The organism is Thauera aminoaromatica (genome assembly GCF_000021765.1).
In the GTDB taxonomy this organism is placed as follows: domain Bacteria; phylum Pseudomonadota; class Gammaproteobacteria; order Burkholderiales; family Rhodocyclaceae; genus Thauera; species Thauera aminoaromatica.
Genome location: NC_011662.2, coordinates 4,062,213 through 4,084,392, shown reverse-complemented (window position 1 = coordinate 4,084,392; position 22,180 = coordinate 4,062,213). Strand labels below are relative to the sequence as shown.

General features: G+C 70.2%; 23 protein-coding genes. 13 read left to right on the top strand and 10 right to left on the bottom strand.

Annotated features, from left to right (window positions below; translation table 11 throughout):
• Positions 1-3: 3 nt before the first annotated feature.
• From TMZ1T_RS18025 to TMZ1T_RS18015, 3 genes are read right to left on the bottom strand one after another with little or no spacing between them, the layout of a single operon-like run.
• A complete protein-coding gene (locus tag TMZ1T_RS18025) occupies positions 4-927 on the bottom strand; it encodes a helix-turn-helix transcriptional regulator (protein WP_012586086.1) in 924 nt (307 codons plus the stop codon).
• Complete coding sequence (mobA, locus tag TMZ1T_RS18020) at positions 924-1,565, bottom strand: molybdenum cofactor guanylyltransferase MobA (RefSeq protein WP_012586085.1); 642 nt, start codon at positions 1,563-1,565, stop codon at positions 924-926. The genes TMZ1T_RS18025 and mobA overlap by 4 nt, the downstream gene beginning before the upstream one ends.
• A gap of 36 nt (positions 1,566-1,601) precedes the next feature.
• Positions 1,602-2,429, bottom strand: a complete 828-nt coding sequence (locus TMZ1T_RS18015; protein WP_004327932.1) for a formate dehydrogenase accessory sulfurtransferase FdhD — start codon at positions 2,427-2,429, stop codon at positions 1,602-1,604.
• Between the two features lie 349 nt (positions 2,430-2,778).
• On the opposite strand from TMZ1T_RS18015, the gene TMZ1T_RS18010 reads away from it, so the two are divergent.
• From TMZ1T_RS18010 to TMZ1T_RS17965, 10 genes are all read left to right on the top strand, one after another.
• Positions 2,779-3,246 (top strand): DUF3305 domain-containing protein, encoded by a 468-nt coding sequence (locus TMZ1T_RS18010; RefSeq protein WP_004327934.1) that lies wholly within the window; start codon positions 2,779-2,781, stop codon positions 3,244-3,246.
• Positions 3,243-3,872 (top strand): DUF3306 domain-containing protein, encoded by a 630-nt coding sequence (locus TMZ1T_RS18005; protein WP_012586084.1) that lies wholly within the window; start codon positions 3,243-3,245, stop codon positions 3,870-3,872. Before TMZ1T_RS18010 ends, TMZ1T_RS18005 begins: the two co-directional genes overlap by 4 nt.
• Positions 3,873-4,000: 128 nt before the next feature.
• A complete protein-coding gene (locus TMZ1T_RS18000) occupies positions 4,001-6,121 on the top strand; it encodes a 4Fe-4S binding protein (protein ID WP_041589695.1) in 2,121 nt (706 codons plus the stop codon).
• A 10-nt stretch (positions 6,122-6,131) separates the two neighbouring features.
• Positions 6,132-6,779: a TorD/DmsD family molecular chaperone gene (locus TMZ1T_RS17995; protein WP_004323740.1), complete on the top strand. Its 648-nt coding sequence runs from the start codon at positions 6,132-6,134 to the stop codon at positions 6,777-6,779.
• Between the two features lie 67 nt (positions 6,780-6,846).
• Positions 6,847-7,053, top strand: coding sequence for a twin-arginine translocation signal domain-containing protein (locus tag TMZ1T_RS17990; RefSeq protein ID WP_004323741.1), 207 nt, complete (start codon positions 6,847-6,849; stop codon positions 7,051-7,053).
• A gap of 13 nt (positions 7,054-7,066) precedes the next feature.
• Positions 7,067-9,979 (top strand): formate dehydrogenase subunit alpha, encoded by a 2,913-nt coding sequence (locus TMZ1T_RS17985; RefSeq protein WP_012586082.1) that lies wholly within the window; start codon positions 7,067-7,069, stop codon positions 9,977-9,979.
• An 18-nt stretch (positions 9,980-9,997) separates the two neighbouring features.
• On the top strand, positions 9,998-10,636 hold the full coding sequence (gene fdh3B / locus TMZ1T_RS17980; RefSeq protein WP_004323743.1) for a formate dehydrogenase FDH3 subunit beta: 639 nt from the start codon (positions 9,998-10,000) through the stop codon (positions 10,634-10,636).
• Positions 10,633-10,869: a hypothetical protein gene (locus tag TMZ1T_RS17975; RefSeq protein ID WP_004323744.1), complete on the top strand. Its 237-nt coding sequence runs from the start codon at positions 10,633-10,635 to the stop codon at positions 10,867-10,869. Before fdh3B ends, TMZ1T_RS17975 begins: the two co-directional genes overlap by 4 nt.
• A 10-nt stretch (positions 10,870-10,879) precedes the next feature.
• The gene (locus tag TMZ1T_RS17970; RefSeq protein WP_012586081.1) at positions 10,880-11,902 is read left to right on the top strand and encodes a formate dehydrogenase subunit gamma; all 1,023 of its coding nucleotides are present in this window, start codon (positions 10,880-10,882) and stop codon (positions 11,900-11,902) included.
• A 176-nt stretch (positions 11,903-12,078) separates the two neighbouring features.
• Positions 12,079-13,242 (top strand): THUMP domain-containing class I SAM-dependent RNA methyltransferase, encoded by a 1,164-nt coding sequence (locus TMZ1T_RS17965; RefSeq protein WP_012586080.1) that lies wholly within the window; start codon positions 12,079-12,081, stop codon positions 13,240-13,242.
• Between the two features lie 21 nt (positions 13,243-13,263).
• Here the strand turns inward: TMZ1T_RS17965 and TMZ1T_RS17960 are convergent, their stop codons facing one another.
• Positions 13,264-14,400 (bottom strand): PilT/PilU family type 4a pilus ATPase, encoded by a 1,137-nt coding sequence (locus TMZ1T_RS17960; protein WP_004309696.1) that lies wholly within the window; start codon positions 14,398-14,400, stop codon positions 13,264-13,266.
• Between the two features lie 41 nt (positions 14,401-14,441).
• A complete protein-coding gene (locus TMZ1T_RS17955; RefSeq protein WP_004309695.1) occupies positions 14,442-15,485 on the bottom strand; it encodes a type IV pilus twitching motility protein PilT in 1,044 nt (347 codons plus the stop codon).
• Positions 15,486-15,611: 126 nt separating this feature from the next.
• Between TMZ1T_RS17955 and TMZ1T_RS17950 the strand changes: the two genes are divergently transcribed.
• From TMZ1T_RS17950 to TMZ1T_RS17940, 3 genes are read left to right on the top strand one after another with little or no spacing between them, the layout of a single operon-like run.
• Positions 15,612-16,325: a YggS family pyridoxal phosphate-dependent enzyme gene (locus tag TMZ1T_RS17950; RefSeq protein ID WP_012586079.1), complete on the top strand. Its 714-nt coding sequence runs from the start codon at positions 15,612-15,614 to the stop codon at positions 16,323-16,325.
• Between the two features lie 43 nt (positions 16,326-16,368).
• Positions 16,369-17,193 (top strand): pyrroline-5-carboxylate reductase, encoded by an 825-nt coding sequence (proC, locus tag TMZ1T_RS17945; RefSeq protein WP_012586078.1) that lies wholly within the window; start codon positions 16,369-16,371, stop codon positions 17,191-17,193.
• A 3-nt stretch (positions 17,194-17,196) separates the two neighbouring features.
• On the top strand, positions 17,197-17,778 hold the full coding sequence (locus TMZ1T_RS17940; protein ID WP_012586077.1) for a YggT family protein: 582 nt from the start codon (positions 17,197-17,199) through the stop codon (positions 17,776-17,778).
• Positions 17,779-17,869: 91 nt separating this feature from the next.
• Here the strand turns inward: TMZ1T_RS17940 and TMZ1T_RS17935 are convergent, their stop codons facing one another.
• The 5 genes from TMZ1T_RS17935 to TMZ1T_RS17915 are packed head-to-tail and all read right to left on the bottom strand — an operon-like array spanning position 17,870 to position 21,759.
• Complete coding sequence (locus TMZ1T_RS17935) at positions 17,870-19,147, bottom strand: dihydroorotase (protein WP_012586076.1); 1,278 nt, start codon at positions 19,145-19,147, stop codon at positions 17,870-17,872.
• Positions 19,148-19,180: 33 nt separating this feature from the next.
• A complete protein-coding gene (locus tag TMZ1T_RS17930; RefSeq protein ID WP_012586075.1) occupies positions 19,181-20,140 on the bottom strand; it encodes an aspartate carbamoyltransferase catalytic subunit in 960 nt (319 codons plus the stop codon).
• A gap of 54 nt (positions 20,141-20,194) precedes the next feature.
• Positions 20,195-20,698, bottom strand: coding sequence for a bifunctional pyr operon transcriptional regulator/uracil phosphoribosyltransferase PyrR (pyrR, locus tag TMZ1T_RS17925; RefSeq protein ID WP_012586074.1), 504 nt, complete (start codon positions 20,696-20,698; stop codon positions 20,195-20,197).
• Positions 20,685-21,191, bottom strand: coding sequence for a Holliday junction resolvase RuvX (ruvX, locus tag TMZ1T_RS17920; protein WP_012586073.1), 507 nt, complete (start codon positions 21,189-21,191; stop codon positions 20,685-20,687). The genes pyrR and ruvX overlap by 14 nt, the downstream gene beginning before the upstream one ends.
• The gene (locus TMZ1T_RS17915; protein ID WP_012586072.1) at positions 21,184-21,759 is read right to left on the bottom strand and encodes a YqgE/AlgH family protein; all 576 of its coding nucleotides are present in this window, start codon (positions 21,757-21,759) and stop codon (positions 21,184-21,186) included. Before TMZ1T_RS17915 ends, ruvX begins: the two co-directional genes overlap by 8 nt.
• Positions 21,760-22,180: the final 421 nt, after the last annotated feature.

Below are 22,180 nucleotides of genomic sequence, written 5' to 3'. Positions count from 1 at the left end.
CCCTCAGTCGAGGCCGAGCACGCGCCCGAGCGGGCCGAGGTCGTAGCCGCCGAGCCGGTGCGCCAGCGCCTGAGAGCGCGCGTCGCCGTGCGCGGCGAGCAGATCCTGGAAGAGGCGGCGGAACATCACGTCGCGCGGCAGCGCGAGGTCGAAGGCCTCCCAGCCCAAGGGCAGGAAGCCGAGGCCGAACTCGGTCGCTGCGGCGCGCGTGCCGGGCGCGCAGTCGGCGTCCTCGCGTGCGACCAGGGCCGCGGCCTCGCGCTCGCTGCGGGCGGTGGCGACCACGCTGCAGTCGGCCGCCGAGAAACCGCGGCTGGCGAGCACGGACTCGAGAAAGTGCGCCGAACCCGCGCCGGCCTGGCGCATCGCCCAGCGATAGTCGAAGGCGGCGAGCGTCTCGATGCCGTCGACCGCCAGGCCGCGGCGCAGGATCACGCCCTGCTCGCGCAGCGCCAGGCGCACCAGCGCCCAATGGCGATGCGGGGCGAAGCGGCGCAGCAGCATGGCGTGCTGCTGCAGGCTGTGCTCCACCCCGCCCCAGTGCAGCGCACACACGCTGGCGCGGCGACGCGCGAGCAGCTCGAGCCCGGGCAGGGTGCCGGTGGGGCTGTAGGCGACGAAGGCATCGCCCCCCAGCACGGGAGCGAGCGCGCCCACCGTGGCGGCCAGCAGCGGGTCGTCGCTGCCGGTGATCACCAGCCGGTCGCTGAGCGCGCCGCCATGCGCCTGCTCGAGCAGCCACTCCTCGAGCAGTGCGCGCGGGAACAGCCACTTGCCGCCCACGCGTGCGGCGGGGATTTCGCGGCTGTTGGCGAGTTCGTAGAGCTTCTTCTCGTTGAGCTGCAGGAAGGCCGCGGCCTCGCGTGCGTTGAGGCAGGTCGCGGATGCCGCGTCGGTGCCTGCCGGCTGCGCGGGGCGCGCGCTCATCCGCGCGGCGCGCCCGCGGCGGCGGCGGGCAGGTCGCGGGCGGCCTCGGCCAGCTCGTCGCGGGTGTTGACGTTGCGGAAGGCGGCCTCCTCGTCGTCGAAGGCGACCTCGACCACCTTCAGGCTGCCGTACCAGCGGTCGATCTTGCGTCCGCCGGCGGCGAGGAAGGCACCGAGGTGATCGGCGAGATCGCGCCGGCACAGGCAGAACACCGGGTGCGGCTGCCCGAAGGTCTTGGCGACGGCGAGCTGGGCGTCGGCGGCGTGGAGTGCGGCGGCCAGGCGCTCGACCAGATCCGCGGGCAGGAACGGGGAGTCGCAGGGCGCGGTGACGACGAAGGGATGCTGCGCGCGCAGGAGCCCGGCATGGAGCCCGGCGAGCGGGCCGGCGAAGCCGCCGATGTCGTCGCCGAACACCGGATGGCCGAAGGCCTGCCAGGCCGGAAGGTTCTGGTTGGCGTTGATGAGCAGCGCGTCGACCTGGGGGGCGAGGCGCTCGAGCGCGTGTGCCGCCATCGGCCGCCCGGCGAGCTCGACCAGGCCCTTGTCCACACCGCCCATGCGGCTGCCCTGGCCGCCAGCGAGCAGGATCCCGGTGATGCGGCGGTCGGCGGGGCGGGGGGCTGGGGAGGGAGGCATGGTGGGAGCTCGTCGTGCGTGGGAGGGGGTGGCGTTTCAGTCGCGCTCGAAGCGGTCGGCGCCGGAGAACAGCAGGTAGTGCTTGCCCTGGGCGCGGCCGATCATGGTGAGGCCGATCTTCTGCGCGATCTGCCAGCCCATGTGGGTGAGGCCGGAGCGCGAGACGAGGAAGGGAATGCCCATCTGCGCGGTCTTGATCACCATCTCGGAGGTGAGCCGGCCGGTGGTGTAGAAGATCTTGTCGCTGCCATCGAGCCCGTCGAGCCACATCTGGCCGGCGATCGCGTCCACCGCGTTGTGGCGGCCGACGTCCTCGAAGAACATCAGGATCTCGCAGCCGCCGGGCGTGGCCCTGGCGAGCGCGCAGCCGTGCACCGCGCCGGCCTGCTTGTAGATGGACTCGTGGTGGCGCACCGCGTCCATCAGGGCGTAGAGGGTGGATTGCCGCAGCTGGCGATCGTGCGGCAGGCGGATCTGGTCGATCTCGTCCATGAGTCCGCCGAACACCGTGCCCTGGCCGCAGCCGGTCGTGACCGTGCGGCTGCCGAGCTTGCGCTCGGCGTCCTGCATGCCGGCGCGCGTGGTGATCGCGACCGCGTCGGTATCCCAGTCCACCTGCACCGCGGCGATCTCGTCCAGGCTGCGCACCAGGCGCTGGTTGCGCAGCCAGCCGATGGCGAGCGCCTCGGGGGCGGCGCCGAGCGTCATCAGGGTGACGATCTCGCGCTTGTCGACGTAGAGCGTGAGTGGATGCTCGCCGGCGATCGAGGTCGGCACCGTGTCGCCGCGTTCATCGACCGCGGGGATCTCGATGGTGAGTGGACGGCGGGCCTGGCTCAGCAGGGGACGGTGGGGAGGGGTCATCGGGGCGGGGCCGGGGATGCGCGAGCAGGCGATTGTAGCCGCAAGTCCGGCGAGGCATGGGCGGAGTCGCGGCTCCAATCCGGCCGTGCGGTCGCTGCGGTGATCCGCCCTCGGGACCACGGCGGCGCGCGCCGCCTGCACTCGCGGCCTCGCCCCGACACGGAATTCGCTACCGCGGATCGCGACTCACGTGGCGATTCCCGCACGCGCGGCGGTCGGACATTGTGGGAGCGACGCAAGTCGCGATCGCGGCGCCTGAGGTCCGTGCCGCGGGTTTCCACGCTCGCGCACGGCGCGGCGGGCGCTTATGCTAAGAAAGACATGGACCTTCCTTTGCGGGTGCAGCAGGATGAAAGAATTCCCCATCGCGGTGATCATGGAGCGCCGCCGCCTGAACAACCCCTGGGTCGATGCCGCCTGGGAGGCGGTGGGGGTCGTGCCGGCCTTCGACGACGCCGCGCCGGCGCCACGGCGCATCGTCGACGAGCCCGAGCGCAGCCAGTGGCGCTGCGGGGGTTTCGCGCTCGAGCTCTTCCGCGACGAGGCGGAGAACTACTTCGCCAACCTCACCGCGCCCATCCCCAAGGTCTTCGTGCTGTGGCGCATGGACGGCGAGCTCGCCCGGCCGGCGACGGTTTCGGTGAGCTATGGCGAGGCCGCGCGCTGGCTGGACTCGGGCGAGCAGGTCGATGGCGTGGCGATGCCGCGCGAGATCGCCGACTGGGTGGGGGATTTCGTGAACACGCATTACCAGCCGGAGCCGAAGAAGAAGGTCAAGCGCAACGATCCGCTCGGGCTGGACCGGAGACGGACGTGAGCCGCGGCTTTCTCTCGCGCTGGTCGCGGCGCAAGCTCGCCGCGGTAGCGCAGGCCGAGGCTGCAGCGCAGCCGGCGGGCGCTCCGCCCGCGCCGCTGCGCACGCACGCAGCGGATCCGCTGCCGCTCGCGCCGGCCACACCGGATGCGGCGGCGGATGCGGCGGGGGGCGCCGAGGCGCAATTGCCGCCGGTCGAGAGCTTGTCGCTGTCCTCGGATTTCACCGCCTTCCTGAAGGAAGAGGTGAGCGAGGCGCTGCGTCGCAAGGCCTTGCAGAAACTGTTCTCCGACCCGCACTTCAATCGCATGGACGGGCTGGACATCTACATCGACGACTACTCGCAGCCCGACCCGATCCCGCCGGAGATCCTGGCGAAGCTCCAGCATGCGCGCGAATGGCTGATGGACGACGCGACGGCACAGCCCGCTCCCGAGGGGGCGACGGCGCTTGTCGACGCGGCGCCCGTCGACGGCGAGCGGGGACGGGGGACCACCGCGGAACCGGCCGCTGCGGTGGAGTGCGCGTCTGCGCAAGCTGCGACTGCTCCGGGTGGGCGATGCGTCGACGATCTGTCGGGCGCGGTGTCGTCGGAGCCGCCGCAAGAGTCGGGACAAAACGCACCCTGAGCGACAAATTGTCGCGCGTCGATTCCGGATATCGCCCAGTCATGGCTTTTCGGGGATTCCTGCGGTCTTCCCTGAGTCCCCGGCTGGCCTATGAACTGCTTTGCGTAAGGGAATCGATGGAAGAACACATGAGCGAACGCCGCGACCCGACCTCCCGTATCCACCTGTGCGATTGCAACCGCAGCTTCGCGCTCGACGCCGGGCGTCTTGCGGCGGGCACGGATGCCGCGATGCAGTGTCATCACGCGCTCTGCGGCGCCGAACTCCCGGCGCTGCAAACTTCGCTCGCAGGCGGAAAGACCGTGCATGTCGCCTGTACGCAGGAAACCGCGCTCTTCGGCGAACTCGCGGAGGAAGCCGGCGCGGGCGAGCGCATCCGCTTCTTCAACCTGCGCGAGCACGCCGGCTGGTCGGCCGAGTCCGCGGCGGCAACGCCCAAGCTCGCCGCGCTGATCGCGGCGGCCACCACCTTGGCCGACCCCGAGCCGGTGGCTGCGGTGCAGATGAGCGCCGGGCGCAGCCTGCTGATCATCGGCGAGGCGGGCGCGGCGCTGGGCTGGGCGGAGCGCCTGGCCGGCAGCTTCGAGCCGGCGGTGCTGATCACCGCGCGCTCGAAGGACGTGGAGCTGCCGGCGGTCAACGCGTACCCGGTGTGGTCGGGCAGGCCGGTGCGGCTCGGCGGCCACCTCGGCGCCTTCGAGCTGGAGTGGACGCAGCACAACCCGATCGATCTCGAGCTGTGCGTGCGCTGCAACGCCTGCGTCAAGGCCTGTCCCGAGGGCGCGATCGGCTGGGACCTGCAGGTCGATGTCGACGCCTGTCGCAGCCACGGCGCCTGCGTCGCCGCCTGTGGCGAGATCGGCGCGATCGACTTCGCGCGCCAGGACAGCGCGCGCAGCGAACGCTTCGACCTCGTGCTCGACCTGTCGGCCGAGCCGCTGCTGCGTCGCGTCGAGCTGCCCGACGGCTACGCCGCGCCTGGGCGCGATCCCTTCGAGCAGGCGCTCGCGGTGCAGGCGCTGGGGGAGTTCGTCGGCGAGTTCGAGAAGCCGCGCTACGTAGCCTTCGAGGCCGCCCTGTGTGCGCACAGCCGGGCGAAGAAGACCGGCTGCAGCAACTGCATCGAGTCCTGTTCCACCGCGGCGATCCGCTCGAACGGCGACGTGATCGCGGTCGACCCGTATCTGTGCAAGGGCTGCGGCACCTGCAGCACGGTGTGTCCCTCGGGCGCGCTGTCCTTCCAGTATCCGCGCGTGCCCGAGCTCGGCCAGCGCGTGAAGACCCTGCTCGCCGAATACGCGCGCGCCGGCGGCACCGACGCCTGCCTGCTGTTCCACTCCGCCGCGGCCGGCAGCGCCGCGATCGCCCGCCTCGCGCGCCGCGGCCGCGGCCTGCCGGCGCGGGTGATCCCGGTCGAGGTGTGGAGCGCCGACGCGGTCGGGCTGGACCTGATGCTCGGCAGCCTCGCGCTCGGCGCCTGCCAGGTGGCGGTGCTCGCCGCCGGCAGCCACGACGCCGCGCCGCTCGAGGCGCAGGCGGGTCATGGCCAGGCCATCCTCTCCGCCCTGGGTTACGGCGGCGAACACCTGCGCGTGATCGAGGCCGACGCCGACGACTGGCAGGCGCTCGAGCGCGCACTGTACGACTGGGCTCCGGCGATGACCGTCGCCGAACCCGCGCGTTTCCGGTTGCTGGCGAAGAAGCGCGAGACGCTGGACTTCGCGCTCCGCCATCTGGTCGCCCACGCGCCTGCCACGACCACGCCTGCGGGCCTGCCGGCGGCGATCGCGCTCAACGCGGGCGCACCCTTCGGCCAGGTGATCGCATCCGACGCCTGTACCTTGTGCATGTCCTGTACCGGCGCCTGTCCGGCGGGCGCGCTGCGCGCCGCCAGCGACGCCTACCGCCTCGAGTTCGTCGAGAAGAACTGCCTGCAGTGCGGCCTGTGCGAGGCGTCCTGCCCGGAGTCCGCGATCACGCTCGAGCCGCGCCTGCTGCCGGGCGAGTACGGCACCGAAGGTGCGCGCCGCGCGCGCGCCCTGCGCGAAGCCGACATCTTCCACTGCACCGCCTGCGGCAAGGCCATGGGCGCCGCGCCGCTGATCGAATCCATGATCGCCCGCCTGTCCGGCCACGCCATGTTCGCCGGCGAGGCCGAGCGCGCGCGCCTGCGCATGTGCGCCGACTGCCGGGTGATCGACATGATGAAGGCCGAAACGGCCGTCAAGGCCTGGGACCTCACTGAATGAACGACTCCGAATGAGCGCAGCCGCGAACGCCAGCATTTCCATCCAGCCCCAGCCGACCTGGTCGGACGAGGACCGCGCGCGCGCCGAGCACTACGCGCTGATCGCCCGTCTGTTCCACGCCGCGCCCGACGCTGCGCTGCTCGCGGCGCTCGCGCAGGCGGGGCGGACGCTCGGCGGCGAGGGCGGCGAGCTGCCGCGTGCCTGGGCCGCTTTGGGCGCGGCGGCGCAGACGATGCCGCTGCAGGCGGTGGCCGAGGAGTTCGACGCCTTGTTCGTCAGCGTCGGCAAGCCCGAGGTGATGTGCAACGGCTCCTGGTACCTGACCGGCTTCCTGCAGGAAGAGCCGCTCGCCGAGCTGCGCGACGACCTCGCCGAACTCGGCCTGGGCCGCCGCGCGGGCGTGACCGAGACCGAGGACCACATCGCCGCACTCGCCGAGGTCATGCGCCACCTGGTGCTGACCGGGCCGGACGACGCGGGGCTGGCGCGCCAGCGGCGCTTCTTCGGCCGCCACCTCGCGCCCTGGTACGCGCAGTTCGCCGGCGCGCTTGCGGCGGCGCCGGGGGCGGATTTCTACGCGAAGGTCGGCGGCCTGCTGGCGGCCTTCATGGACATCGAGCGCGAGGCGTTCGACATGCTGGAGGCGGAAGCGCGCTGAGCGCGGCCGCCATGGACACGATGCGGGGCGGGCGGGCGCCTGCGCCGCGAATGAGGGGAGAGCGAGGATGAAGGACGAAAACACCAAGCTGTCGCGCCGCAACTTCCTGGCCGCGATCGGTGCCGGCAGTGCCGCTGGCGCCGCCACGCTGGCCGCGACCGCCGCCCAGGCGTCGCCTGTCACCGCCAAGGTGGTCGAGGAGGCGCGCCGCGAGGTCGCCGACCAGGGCGTGAGCGAGCACATGCGCAATTACTACCGCACGACGCGGATCTGAGGAGGACGCGAGGATGTTGACGAAGAAATCCGCGACCGCCGCCACCAGCGCGCGTCGCCTGCGCGGCGCCGCCGCGCGCCAGCTCGGCCAGACCATGGACCGCCGCGCCTTCCTGAAGCGCTCCGGCCTGGGCGTGGGCGCCGGCGCGCTCGCCACCCAGCTGCCCTACAACTTCATCGGCGCCGCCGACGCCGCGGCGCCCGCGGGCGTGTCGCGCGCCGAGGGCAAGGCCGAGATCCGCCGCACCGTGTGCACCCACTGCTCGGTGGGCTGTGCCGCCGACGCGGTGGTGCGCAACGGCGTGTGGGTGCATCAGGAGCCGGTGTTCGACTCGCCGATCAACCTCGGGTCGCACTGCGCCAAGGGCGCCGCGCTGCGCGAGCATGGCCACGGTGAATACCGCCTGAAGTATCCGATGAAGCTGGTCGACGGCAAGTACCAGAAGATCTCGTGGGAGCAGGCGCTCAACGAGGTCGGCGACCGCCTGCTGAAGATCCGCGAGGAGTCCGGCCCCGACGCGGTGTATTTCATCGGATCGTCGAAACACAACAACGAGCAGGCCTACCTGCTGCGCAAGTTCGTCTCCTTCTGGGGCACCAACAACACCGACCACCAGGCGCGCATCTGCCACTCCACCACCGTGGCGGGCGTGGCGAACACCTGGGGCTACGGCGCGATGACGAACTCCTACAACGACATGCAGAACGCCAAGGCGATGCTGTTCATCGGCTCGAACGCGGCCGAGGCGCACCCGGTGTCCTTGTTGCACATCCTGCACGCCAAGGAAAACGGCGCCAAGATGATCGTCGTTGACCCGCGCTTCACCCGCACCGCGGCCAAGGCCCACCAGTACATCCGCATCCGCTCCGGCACCGACGTTCCCTTCCTGTTCGGCCTGCTGTACCACATCTTCCAGAACGGCTGGGAAGACAAGCAGTACATCGACGACCGCGTCTTCGGCATGGACAAGATCCGCGACGAAGTGCTCGCCAAGTGGACGCCGGACAAGGTGGAAGAAGCCTGCGGTGTGCCCGCGGAGCAGATGCTGCTCGCCGCCCGCACCATGGCCGAGAACCGCCCGAGCACCATCGTCTGGTGCATGGGCCAGACCCAGCACTCGATCGGCAACGCGATGGTGCGCGCCTCCTGCATCCTGCAGCTCGCGCTCGGCAACATCGGCAAGTCGGGCGGCGGCGCCAACATCTTCCGCGGCCACGACAACGTGCAGGGCGCGACCGACGTCGGCCCCAACCCCGACTCCCTGCCCGGCTACTACGGCCTCGCCACCGGCTCGTGGAAGCACTGGGCGAACGTGTGGGGCGTGGACTACGAGTGGGTCAAGGGTCGCTACGTCTCGCAGGAGCTGATGGAGAAGTCCGGCATCACCGTGTCGCGCTGGATCGACGGCGTGCTCGAGAACAAGGACCTCATCGACCAGCCCGCCGGCAACCTGCGCGCGGTGGTGTATTGGGGCCATGCGCCCAACTCGCAGACGCGCGGCGCCGAGATGGTCGAGGCGATGAAGAAGCTCGACACCCTGGTGGTGATCGATCCCTATCCGTCGGCCACCGCGGCGATGGCGGCGATGGTGCGGAAGGACGGCGTGTACCTGCTGCCGGCCTGCACCCAGTTCGAGACCCACGGCTCGGCGACCGCGTCGAACCGCTCGATCCAGTGGCGCGAGAAGGTCATCGAGCCCCTCTTCGAGTCCAAGCCCGATCACACCATCATGTACGCCTTCGCGAAGAAGTTCGGCTGGGCCGAGCAGTTCGTGAAGAACATCAAGCTCGAGAAGGATGCCCAGGGCTGGGACGAGCCGAGCATCGAGGACACGCTGCGCGAGATCAACCGCGGCACCTGGACGATCGGCTACACCGGCCAGTCGCCCGAGCGCCTCAAGCTGCACATGAAGAACATGCACACCTTCGACGTCAAGACGCTGAAGGCGGTGGGCGGCCCCTGCGACGGCGAGTACTTCGGCCTGCCGTGGCCGTGCTACGGCACGCCCGAGATGAAGCACCCCGGCACGCCCAACCTCTACGACACCTCCAAGCACGTGATGGACGGCGGTGGCAATTTCCGCGCCAACTTCGGCGTGGAGAAGGACGGTGTGTCGCTGCTCGCCGGCGCGGGCTCGGCCTCCAAGGGCGCCGACCTGCAGATGGGCTACCCCGAGTTCGACCACGTGCTGTTGAAGAAACTGGGCTGGTGGGACGAGCTCACCGACGCCGAGAAGGCTGCGGCCGAGGGCAAGAACTGGAAGACCGACCCCTCGGGCGGAATCATCCGCGTGGCCATGAAGAACCACGGCTGCCACCCCTTCGGCAACGCCAAGGCGCGCGCGGTGGTGTGGAACTTCCCCGACCCCATCCCGCAGCACCGCGAGCCGATCTACTCGCCGCGCCCGGACCTGGTCGCCAAGTACCCGACCCACGACGACAAGATGAAGTTCTGGCGCCTGCCTACCCTGTACAAGTCGATGCAGGAGAAGGTGAAGGACATCTCGAAGGACTACCCGCTGGTGATGACCTCCGGACGCCTGGTCGAGTACGAGGGCGGCGGCGAGGAGACCCGCTCCAACCCCTGGCTGGCCGAGCTGCAGCAGGAGATGTTCGCCGAGGTGAATCCGAAGGACGCCAACGACGCGGGCTTCCGCAATGGCGAGTACATCTGGGTCGAGTCGCCCACCAAGGCGAGGCTCAAGGTGCGCGCGCAGGTCACCCAGCGCGTGGCGCCGGGCACGGTCTTCCTGCCTTTCCACTTCTCCGGCTGGTGGCAGGGCAAGGACATGCTCGAGTTCTACCCCGCGGGTGCGGCCCCGGTCGTGCGCGGCGAGGCGGTCAACACCGCCACCACCTACGGCTACGACTCGGTGACCATGATGCAGGAAACCAAGACCACCCTGTGCCGCGTGAGCAAGGCCTGAGGACGAGGAGAGTAAAAGATGGGACGCATGAAATTCCTCTGTGACGCCGAGCGCTGCATCGAGTGCAACGGCTGCGTCACCGCGTGCAAGAACGAGCACGAGGTGCCCTGGGGCGTGAACCGCCGCCGGGTGGTGACGATGAACGACGGCGTGCCGGGCGAGCGCTCGATCTCGGTGGCCTGCATGCACTGCTCGGACGCGCCCTGCATGGCGGTGTGCCCGACCGACTGCTTCTACAAGACCGAAGACGGCGTGGTGCTCCACGACAAGGACAAGTGCATCGGCTGCGGCTACTGCTTCTATGCCTGTCCGTTCGGCGCGCCGCAGTTCCCCAACGGCCCGGCGGCTTTCGGTGCGCGCGGCAAGATGGACAAATGCACCTTCTGCGCCGGCGGCCCCGAGGAGACCGGCTCGGCCGCCGAGTACGAGAAGTACGGCTCCAACCGCCTCGCCCAGGGCAAGTTGCCGCTGTGCGCCGAGATGTGCTCGACCAAGGCGCTGATCGCCGGCGACGCCGACGTGGTGGCCAACATCTTCCGCGAGCGCGTGCTGCGCCGCGGCACCGGCGCCGAGGTGTGGGGCTGGGATGCGGCCTACGGCGGCGGTGAGCGCAAGCAGGAACGCAAGCAGGAACGCAAGCGGGAGGGGCAGTCATGAGTACCGGCAAGCTGAAGTCGATCGCGCTCGCGACGCTGGCCGGCGCTGCGCTGCTCGGCCTGTCGGCCTGCAGCGAGGTGCCGCAGGTCACGGTGTACGAGCAGGGCCAGTACCGCGGCAAGACCGACGCCCGCCCCTGGGAAGGCGGCGAGTTCAAGGGCGACCGCGCGGCCTGGGAGAAGGCGCTCAAGGAGCGTTCCCGCGGCCAGAACGAGTACAACCGCATCCAGTGAGGAGATCGTCATGACGACACACGCGATGCGGGGGCAGCGCGGCGGCTGGCTCGCCGTGCTGCTGCTCGCGCTCATGCTGTGGGCGACGGCGCTGCCGCTGCAGGCGGCAGCGCCGCAGCACGGCAGTACCGCGGCGGACCAGGCCGAGCGCCAGGTCGAGCGCCCGCTCAACAACGCGCCGGTGTGGCGCGCGGTGCGCTCGGGCGAGGAGCACTTCACCCTCTCGCGCAGCCCCGAGGCCGGTGTGCTGATCCAGAGCGAGGGCAACACCTGGCGCCAGCTTCGCAACGGCCCGGTCACGCTCTACGGCGGCTGGCTGCTCATTCTCGTGCCTTCGGCCATCCTGCTGTTCTGGCTGGTCAAGGGCACGATGAAGCTGCACGGGCAGAAGACCGGGCGCAAGATGCTGCGCTTCTCGGCTTTCGAGCGCTTCGTGCACTGGGGCACGGCGATCAGCTTCCTGCTGCTCGCCGTCACCGGAGTGGCGATCCTGTTCGGCAAGCACGTGCTGCTGCCGCTCATCGGCCATGGCGGGCTGGGTCTGCTGCTCAACGCCGGCAAGCTGGTGCACAACTACGTCGGTCCGCTGTTCGGGGTCTTCGTGGTGCTGATGTTCTTCGCCTTCCTGCGCGACAACGTCTGGCGGCCGATCGACGCGCAGTGGATCCGCCGCGCCGGCGGCCTGCTCGACGGCAGCCACGTGCCTTCGGGACGCTTCAACTTCGGCGAGAAGACCTGGTTCTGGTTCGGCGTCACCTTCCTCGGCCTCACCGTGGCGATCTCCGGCCTGATCATGGACTTCCCGAACCTGGGTGACTGGAGCCGTGCCGACATGCAGACCGCGAACATCGTGCATGCGATCGGCGCCATCCTGATGCTGGGGCTGGCCTTCGGCCACATCTACATGGGCACGCTCGGCGCCGAAGGCGCCTACGAGTCGATGAAGACCGGCTACGTCGACGAGACCTGGGCGCGCGAGCACCACGAGCAGTGGTACCACGACGTCAAGGCGGGCAAGTCCGGGCATCCCTGAGCGGGCCCGCCATCTCCTCTCCCTCGTCCGGGCCGCCCATCCCTTCGGCCCGGGACGCTTCGGCCCCGACCGGCATCGCATGCCTGCGGGGCCGCGTTTTGTCGGCTTCCCGGGGTTCGCGCTGCGGCGCATGGGCCCACTAGGTACAATCCGTTTTTGTCCGCCCGGAGCCCGACATGGCCGAAACCTTCTTTTCCCCCTGCCCGCGCGGCCTCGAGGCGCTGCTGGCCGAAGAGCTGGTGACTTTCGGCGCGCGCGCGGCGCGCGCGGTGCATGGCGGGGTGAGCTGGGAGGGCGACTGGGACGCCTGCCGGCGCGCCAACCTCGAGAGCCGGCTAGCCACCCGCGTGCTGTGGCGGGTGGGGCAGGGGCGCTATCGCGCCGAGGTCGACATCTACAAGCTCGCCTATAGCGTCACCTGGGCGAAGTGGTTCACCGCCGACGACACCATCCGCATCTACGTCACCGCGCAGAAGTCGCCGCTCAAGAGCCTCGAGTTCATCACCCTGCGGGTGAAGGATGCGGTGTGCGACCACTTCCGCACGGTGGCCGGACGGCGGCCGAACGTGGATACCGCCGACCCGGCGGTGCGCATCCACCTGTTCCTCACCGTCGACACCGCCACGCTGTATGTCGACACCACCGGCGAGCCGCTCTACAAGCGTGGCTACAAGCCTGCTGCGGTGGAGGCGCCGCTGAAGGAGAACCTCGCCGCCGGCATCCTGCGCCTCACAGGCTGGCAGCCGGACGAGGCCCTCGTCGATCCGATGTGCGGCAGCGGCACTTTCCTGATCGAGGCCGCGCAGATGGCGCTCGACATCGCGCCGGGCCTCGGGCGCGGCTTCGCCTTCGAGCGCCTGCGCATCCACGACCGCGGCGCCTGGGCGGCGCTGCGCCGCGCCGCCGAGCAGCGCCGCAAGCCGGCGCGCGTGCTGCCGATCTTCGGCTCGGACGTGGTCGGCGAGTGGGTGCGGCGCAGCCGCATGAACCTCGACGCGGCCGGGCTGGCCGACTGCGTGCGCCTGGACCGCGCCGACGTTCTCGAGCGCACGCCGCCGGCCGCCGCGGGGGTGATGGTGGCGAATCCGCCCTACGGGGTGCGTATCGGCGAGGCGGAGGAACTCCTCGCCTTCTATCCCCGCCTGGGCGACGCACTCAAGCAGCGCTGGGGCGGCTGGCGCTGCTATCTGTTCAGCGCCGACCCCGAGCTGCCCAAGCGCATCGGCTTGAAGGCGAGCCGGCGCACGCCGCTCTTCAACGGCGCGCTCGAATGCCGCCTGTTCGAGTACCGCATGGTGGCCGGCAGCAACCGCGAGCGCACGCCGCGTCCGCAGGAGTAACAAAGCGCGCGGTGTCCCGCCCTACAGGATGCCGAGGTTCTGGATGCCGCCGCCGGCCGCGAGGGGGTCGCCGTGGCGGCTGTTGAGCTTGATCTGCAGGCGCAGGTCGTTCACCGAGTCGGCGTTGCGCAGCGCGTCCTCGTAGCCGATCAGGTCGTCCTCGTAGAGCTGGAACAGCGACTGGTCGAAGGTCTGCATGCCGAGCTCGCGCGAGCGCTTCATCACGTCCTTGATCTCGGGCACGTTGCCCTTGAAGACCAGGTCGGCGATCAGCGGCGAGTTGAGCATCACCTCCACCGCCGGTACGCGGCCCTTGCGGTCCTTCATCGGCAGCAGGCGCTGCGAGACCATCGCGCGCAGGTTCAGCGACAGGTCCATCAGCAGCTGCTGGCGGCGGTCTTCCGGGAAGAAATTGATGATGCGGTCGATCGCCTGGTTGGCGCTGTTGGCGTGAAGGGTGGCCAGGCACAGGTGGCCGGTCTCGGCGAAGGCGATCGCGTAGTCCATTGTCTCGCGGTCGCGGATCTCGCCCATCAGGATCACGTCGGGCGCCTGGCGCAGGGTGTTCTTGAGCGCAGACATCCAGGACTCGGTGTCGATGCCGATCTCGCGCTGGGACACGATGCAGTTCTTGTGCTGGTGCACGAACTCGATCGGGTCCTCGATGGTGATGATGTGGCCGTAGGTGTTCTCGTTGCGGTAATCGACCAGGGATGCGAGCGAGGTGGTCTTGCCGGTGCCGGTGCCGCCGACGAAGATCACCAGCCCGCGCTTGGCGAGCGCGATCTCGGTGAGCACCGGCGGCAGGCCGAGCTCCTTGAAATTGGGGATCTTCTGCGGGATGGTGCGCAGCACCAGGGCGACGCGGCCCTGCTGCACGAAGGCATTGGCGCGGAAGCGGCCGATGCCCGCCGGCGAGATGCCGAAGTTGCACTCCTTGTGGGTCTCGAAGTCGGCGGCCTGGCGGTCGTTCATGATCGCGCGCGCCAGCTCGGTGGTGTGCTGCGGCTGCAGGATCTGGTTCGACTGCGGCACGATGCGGCCGTCGACCTTGATCGCAGGCGGGAAGCCGGCGGTGATGAAGAGATCCGAGCCGTTCTTCTGCAGCATCAGCCGCAGCAGGTCGTGCATGAACTTGAGGGCCTGGTCGCGTTCCATGGTCTGCGTGCTCCTGCCCGGGACGGGCGGGTGGATGCCGCTCAGGCGGCGAAGCTGTCCTTGTTCTGCGCCTTCACGCGTGCTTCCGCGGCCGACACGACGTTGCGCCGGACCAGGTCGACGAGGCACTGGTCGAGGGTCTGCATGCCGATATTCTGGCCGGTCTGGATCGAGGAATACATCTGCGCGATCTTGTTCTCGCGGATGAGGTTGCGGATCGCCGGGGTGCCGATCATGATCTCGTGCGCCGCGACCCGGCCCTGGCCGTCCTTGGTCTTGAGCAGGGTCTGCGAGATCACTGCGCGCAGGGATTCCGAAAGCATCGAGCGCACCATGTCCTTCTCGGCCGCGGGGAAGACGTCGACGATCCGGTCGATGGTCTTGGCCGCGGATGAGGTGTGCAGGGTGCCGAACACCAGGTGGCCGGTCTCGGCGGCGGTGAGGGCGAGGCGGATGGTCTCGAGGTCGCGCATCTCGCCCACCAGGATCACGTCGGGGTCCTCGCGCAGCGCAGCGCGCAGCGCGTTGTTGAAGGACATGGTGTCGCGGTGCACCTCGCGCTGGTTCACCAGGCAGCGCTTGGATTCGTGCACGAACTCGATCGGGTCCTCCACGGTGAGGATGTGGCCGTACTCGTTTTCGTTCACGTAGTCGAGCATCGCCGCCAGCGTGGTGGACTTGCCCGAGCCGGTCGGCCCGGTCACCAGCACGATGCCGCGCGGCTGGTGGGCGATCTCCTTGAAGATCTTCGGGCAGTTGAGCTCCTCCAGGGTCAGCACCTTGCTCGGAATGGTGCGGAACACCGCGCCTGCGCCGCGGTTCTGCTGGAAGGCGTTGACGCGGAAGCGCGCGAGGTTGGGCACGGCGAAGGAGAAGTCGCACTCCCAGGTCTCCTCGAGCTGCTTGCGCTGCGCGTCGTTCATGATGTCGTACACCATGGCATGCACCTCCTTGTGCTCGAGCGGCGGCAGGTTGATCCGGCGCACGTCGCCGTGCACGCGGATCATCGGCGGCAGGCCGGCGGAGAGGTGGAGGTCGGAGGCCTTGTTCTTGACCGCGAAGGCGAGCAGTTCGGTGATGTCCATGGTATTCCGGCGCAAATGGCGACACGGCCGCCTGCGCGGGCGGCGCTCGGGGTCGGCCTCGGGGTGGGCGATGGAGCGATGCTATACTTTTGCCGCCCCGAAATCCCAGGAAATAGGCCACGGACCATGACGACGATCGCTGCACGCCTCGACGCGGTGCGCGCCCGCATCGCCGCCGCCGCACGACATGCCGGGCGCGACCCTGCGGACGTGAAGCTGCTCGCGGTGAGCAAGACCTGGCCGGCGGAGGCGGTGCGCGAGGCCGCCGCCGCCGGGCAGCGTGCCTTCGGCGAGAACTACGTGCAGGAAGGCGTGGACAAGGTCGAGGCGCTGCGCGCGCTCGGGCTCGAATGGCATTTCATCGGCCCGCTGCAGAGCAACAAGACGCGCCCGGTGGCGAACGCCTTCGACTGGGTGCATGGCATCGACCGCCTGAAGATCGCCGAGCGCCTGTCGGCGCAGCGCGACGTGCATCTGCCGCCGCTCGACGTGTGCATCCAGGTCAATGTCAGCGGCGAGGACAGCAAGAGCGGCGTGGCGCCGGACGAGGCCGGCGCGCTCGCGCACGCGGTCGCCGCCCTGCCGCGGCTGCGCCTGCGCGGCCTCATGTGCATCCCCGAACCGAGCGCGGACGAGGCCGTGCTGCGCGCGCGCTTCGCCGTGCTGCGCGGGCTCCACGACGAGCTGCGCGCCGCCGGACTCGCGCTCGACACCTTGTCGATGGGCATGTCGCACGACCTCGAGCCGGCGATCGCCGAGGGCGCGAACATCGTGCGCGTGGGCACGGCGATCTTCGGCGAGCGTGCCCGAACCGCGCCGACCCCGACCCCTACGGCCTGACGCGCGTCCGCGTGTGCTCCGGCCCCAACCAGCAGGTCCATCCATGAAGATCACCTTCCTCGGCGGCGGCAACATGGCCACCGCCCTCATCGGCGGCATGCTCGAGCGCGGCTTCGCCGCCGCCGGCCTCCAGGTCGTCGAGCTCGGCGAAGCGGCGCGCTGCGCGCTCGCGCAGCGCTTCGGCGTGCGTGCGGTCGAGTCCTTCGACGACGCGGCGCTCGCCTGCGACGTGCTCGTGCTCGCGGTCAAGCCGCAGCAGATGAAGGCTGCGCTGGCACCGATCGCCGGGCGCCTGTGCGGCCAGCTCGTCATCAGCATCGCCGCCGGCCTGCGCCTGGCCGACCTCGGGCGCTGGCTGGGTGCGCCGGGTGCGCCCCATGCCCGCCTGGTGCGCTGCATGCCCAACACACCGGCGCTGATCGGCGCCGGCGTCACCGGCCTGTACGCCGACCCGTCGGTGGACGCCGCCGGCCGCGAGACCGCCGGGCGCATCCTCGCCGCGGTCGGCAGCACCGTGTGGGCGGATGCCGAGGCGCAGATGGACGCGGTCACCGCGATCTCGGGCAGCGGCCCGGCCTACGTCTTCCACTTCATCGAGGCGCTCGAATCCGCCGGTCGCAGCCTCGGCTTCGACGAGGCCGGCGCGCGCCGCCTGGCCATCGACACCGTGCTCGGCGCGGCGAAGCTGGCGGCGAACTCCGCCGACGCGCCCGCCGTGCTGCGCCAGAAGGTCACCTCCAAGGGCGGCACCACCGAGGCCGCGCTCGCCAGCCTGGCGGCGGCCGGCTGGCACGACGAACTCGTCGCCGCGGTGCAGGCGGCCGAAGCGCGCGGGCGCGAGCTCGGCGCCGAACTCGGCAAGGACTGACTCATGCTCGCCAACATCCTGCTGCTGGTGATCGACGTCGCCGCCAGCTTCCTCACGCTGATGCTGCTCGCGCGCTTCTTCATGCAGTGGCAGCGCATCTCCTTCCGCAACCAGCTCGGCCAGTTCGTGGTCAGCACCACCGACTGGATCGTGCGCCCGCTGCGCCGCTTCATCCCCGGGCTGTTCGGTCTCGACATGGCGAGCCTGCTGCCCGCCTGGCTGGTTCAGGTACTGCTGGTGATGTTCGAGCTCAGCCTGCGCGGCGCGGCCTTCAGCGGCAACACCGCCGCCGTGCTCGCCGGCCTGTGGGGGGTGGGCCTGATCGAGCTGCTGCGCATGATGATCTACCTGGTGTTCGCGGTGGTGCTGGGCTCGGCGGTGCTGTCCTGGGTGAGCCCGCACGCGCCGCTGGCGCCGCTGCTGCACTCGATCGCCGCGCCCTTCCTGCGCCCGTTCCGGCGCGTGATCCCGAGCATCGCCAACGTCGACCTGTCGCCGCTGGTGCTGCTGCTGGTGCTGCAGATCGTGCTGATGGTGCTCGCCGGCGCGCGCAACGGTTTCGCGCCGCTGCTGTTCGGGGGCTGATTTCCGCACCGGCTTCAAGCGCAAAAAGGGGCGGCCGGTAGCGGCTGCCCCTTTTTGCGAGCCGGGCCGGCGGGCGTTTGCCCGACCGGGCTCAGCCCTCGAACATCACCTGCCCCTCGACCAGCGTGTAGCGCACCTTGCCCGGCAGCTCCATGCCGAGGAAGGGCGTGTTCTTGCCCTGGCTCCGGAGGCCCTCGCGGGTGATGGTGACGTGGGTCGCGGGGTCGAACACGCACACGTCGGCGCGCGCGCCCACCGAGAGGTGGCCGGCCTTGGTGATGCCGACGATCTTCGCCGCGTCCGAGGTGATGCGGGCCAGCCCGTCCAGCAGCGCCAGCCCGGCGCGGTCGGCCCACTTCAGCGTCAGCGGCAGCAGCAGCTCGAGGCCGGTGGCGCCGGGTTCGGATTCGGAGAACGGCGTCTGCTTGGCGTCGTCGTCCACCGGGGTGTGGTCCGAGCACAGCGCGTCGATGCGGCCCTCGGCCAGGCCCCGGGCGAGTGCCTCGCGGTCGCGCTGGCTGCGCAGCGGCGGGACGAGGTGGCAGTTGGGGTTGAAGTAGCCGATGTCCATGTCGCACAGGTGCACATGGTTGATCGACACGTCGCAGGTCACGTCCATGCCTTCTGCGCGCGCCTGGTCGATGAGCGCGAGGCCGGCGGCCGAGGACAGGCGGGTGATGTGCAGGCGGGCGCCGGTGATGCGCGCGAGCTCGAGGTAGGTGTAGAGCGCCACGGTTTCGGCGGCGACCGGGATGCCCGACAGGCCCAGCCGCGTCGCCACCTCGCCGTCGTGGGCGTGGCCCACCTGCGACAGGAAGGGCGCCAGCGGCTGCAGCCAGACGCGGAAGCCGAAAGTGGCGGCGTATTGCAGCGCGCGCATCAGCACGGTGTTGTCGACCAGCGGCACGTTGGCCTGCGAGAAGGCGACGCAGCCGGCCTCGACCAGTTCGGCCATCTCGGACAGGCGCTCGCCCTGAAGGCCGATGGTGAGTGCGCCGACCGGATAGATGTGGGCGCGGTTCAGCTTCTTGGCGCGATAGGTCAGCATCTCGACCAGGCCGGGCTCGTCGAGCACGGGGTCGGTGTCGGGCGGGATCGCCAGGCTGGTGACGCCGCCGGCCATCGCCGCCTCCATTTCGGATTCGAGCGTGGCGCGGTACTCGTAGCCGGGTTCGCGCAGGCGCGCGGCGAGGTCGATGAAGCCGGGGGCGACCACGAGACCGCCGGCGTCGATCGTGCGCTCGGCGACGAAGCCGTCCGGCGCCTGGCCGAGGGCGACGATCTTGCCTCCTGCGACGTAGACGTTCTGCACCGCATCGGTGCGATTGGCCGGATCGACGACGCGGCCGTTGGAAATCAGGATGTTCATGCGTGGGTCCTTGTTCCTGTGCTGTCCGCGGCTTCAGCGGCTGCCGAGCATGCTCATCACCGCCATGCGCACGGCGATGCCGAAGGTGACCTGGGGCAGGATGACCGCCTGCGCGCCATCGGCCACCGCGGAGTCGATCTCCACGCCGCGGTTCATCGGGCCGGGGTGCATCACGATCGCGTCGGGCCTGGCGAGCGCGAGCTTCTCGGCGGTGAGGCCCCAGATCTTGTAGTACTCCTGCGGCGTGGGCAGCAGCGCGCCGTTCATGCGCTCGTTCTGCAGGCGCAGCATCATCACCACGTCCACCCCTTTCAGCCCCTCGCGCATGTCGTGGAACACGCGCACGCCAAGCTTCTCGACCTCGGTGGGCAGCAGGGTCCGGGGGCCGATCACGCGTACTTCGGGCACGCCGAGCGTGGTCAGCGCGGCGATCTGGCTGCGCGCCACACGCGAGTGCAGCACGTCGCCGACGATCGCCACGGTCAGGTTGGTGAAGTCCTTCTTGAAGTGGCGGATGGTGTACATGTCGAGCAGGCCCTGCGTCGGGTGCGCATGGCGGCCGTCGCCGGCGTTGACCACGTGGATGTGGTCGCGCCCGGTGTTCTGCAGGTGCTGGGCGATCAGCATCGGCGCACCGCTGGCGGCGTGGCGCACGACGAACATGTCGGCCTGCATCGCGCACAGGTTGTCGACGGTGTCGAGCAGGCTCTCGCCCTTGGCGGCCGAGCTGGTGTTGATGTTGAGGTTCACCACGTCGGCCGAGAGGCGCTTGGCGGCGATCTCGAAGGTGGTGCGGGTGCGTGTGGAGTTCTCGAAGAACAGGTTGAACACGCTCTTGCCGCGCAAGAGCGGCAGCTTCTTGACCTCGCGCTCGGCCACCTCGGTGAAGGGCGCGGCGGTGTCGAGGATGGCGTTCAGGATGTTGCGCGGCAGACCGTCGAGCGTGAGCAGGTGCTGCAGTTCGCCGTGCTGGTTGAGCTGGGGGTTTCGCATCGGGCGTGCCTCGAAATCAGCGGTGGGCAGGGGGAAGGGGAGGGCGGCTCCGGCTCAGGCGCGACGTGTCAGCTCGAGGCCCAAGTGGCCGGCCTGGTCGCGCTGCAGCTCGAGGTTCTGCTCGCGCGCGAGCGGCACGGACAGGGTGTGGGCGCAGTAGCGCGCGGCGACCGGCAGTTCGCGCCCGCCGCGGTCGACCAGCACGGCGAGCTCGACCCGGGCCGGGCGGCCGAAGTCGAACAGCTCGTTGAGCGCGGCGCGGGTGGTGCGGCCGGTGTAGAGCACGTCGTCGACCAGGATCACGTGCGCGCCGTCTACGTCGAAGGGGATCTCGGTCTTCTTCGGGCTGGCGTGCAGGCCCTTGCTGGCGTAGTCGTCGCGGTAGAAGGAGACGTCGATCGCGCCCAGCGGCTGGGCGATGCCCAGCTCGGCGTGCAGGCGCTCGGCCAGCCACAGGCCGCCGGTGTAGATGCCGACGAGCGCGGTGGCGGGGCCGACGTGGGGGCGGATCTGCTCGGCGAGCTGCCGGCACAGGGCTTCGGCGTCAAGGTCTTTCATGGCGTCGTGTGTCCAGGAAGGTTTGCAGGAGGATGCGGGCGGCGGCGGCGTCGAGCGCCGCCTTGCGCTCGCGCCAGTCCTTGCGGCCGGCCTCGGCGAGCTCGGCTTCGGCGGCGACCGAGGACAGGCGCTCGTCGGCGGTGAACACCGGCAGGGCGTGGCGGCCGTGGAGCTGGTTGGCGAAGCGGCGGCAGCGCGCGGTGAGCTCGTGCTCGCGGCCGTCCAGATGGGTGGGAATGCCGACCACCAGCGCGACCGGCCGCCATTCGGCGATGAGCCTGGCGATGGCGGCGAAGCGTGCGTCGTTCGCCTCGGCGTGTACGGTGGTGAGCGCGCTGGCCAGGCCGGTCTCGAGTTCGCCGCTGGCGACGCCGATGCGGGCGAGGCCGAAGTCGAAACCGAGCACGGTGCCACGCGCGGGGAGCGTGTCCGGGGCGGGCCGGGGGAAGCGGGTGTCCGCAGGGGACGGGGCGGCCGTGGCCGCCTCAGGCATGTCCGGCGACATCGCTCAGGTTGGTGAAGTCGATGCCGAGCTTCTGCATGGCGGCGACCAGGCGTTCCTCGGGCGGCAGCTCGAACACGATCTCGAGGTCGGCGGGGACGGTGAGCCAGGCGTTGTCGAGGAGCTCCTGCTCGAGCTGGCCGGCAGCCCAGCCGGCGTAGCCGAGCGTGACGATGACGTCCTTGGGTTCGCCACCGGCGCCGATGGCCTGCAGCACGTCGCGGCTGCTGGTGAGGCCGATCTCGTCGGTGACCTTGAGCGTGGAGTGCCAGTCGCCGAGCGGGCGGTGCAGCACGAAGCCGCGGTCGGTCTGCACCGGGCCGCCGAAATACACCGGCTGCGCGGCGAAGCCCTCGGCCTCGAGCGGCACTTCGATGCGCTCGAAGAGGCTGGCCAGGGTCATGTCGATCGGCCGGTTCACGATGATGCCGAGCGCGCCCTGTTCGTTGTGTTCGGCGATGTAGGTGAGCGTGCGCGCGAAGTGCGGATCGACCATGTTGGGCATGGCGATCAGGAAGTGGTGCGTGAAGTTGGCCGTGGGCGTTTCCATGCGCGGCATTCTACGCCGAACGCCGGTCTTCTTGGCGTGAGGGCTTGCGCGAGCGGGATCTTCCGCCGTCGGGCAGGCCGCGCGCGGTTTCTGTGGGAGCGACGCAAGTCGCGATCGCAGCGATCGGTCGCCGGCATCGTCGATTCCCTTCCTGGGTGGATGGTGTGGCGTGCGGCGTGGGCGATCGCGTGCTGCGAGGCCGCGGGGCCGGAGTGGCGGGCGCCGCCTGCACTCGCGGCCCTGCGCTTCGCTGCGGGCTGCCCTCGGCGGAGGGCGCCGCGGGGGCGACGACGCAAACTCGTCGCTGCGCGCCTCGGACATGCGTCGCCTTGATTCCCCCGCGACGCCCTCCGCCTCGGCGCTCCTGAAGTTGGCGCCCGCCACTCCGGCCCCGCGGCCTCGCGCTTGTCCGGACTGCGGCGGCACGGTG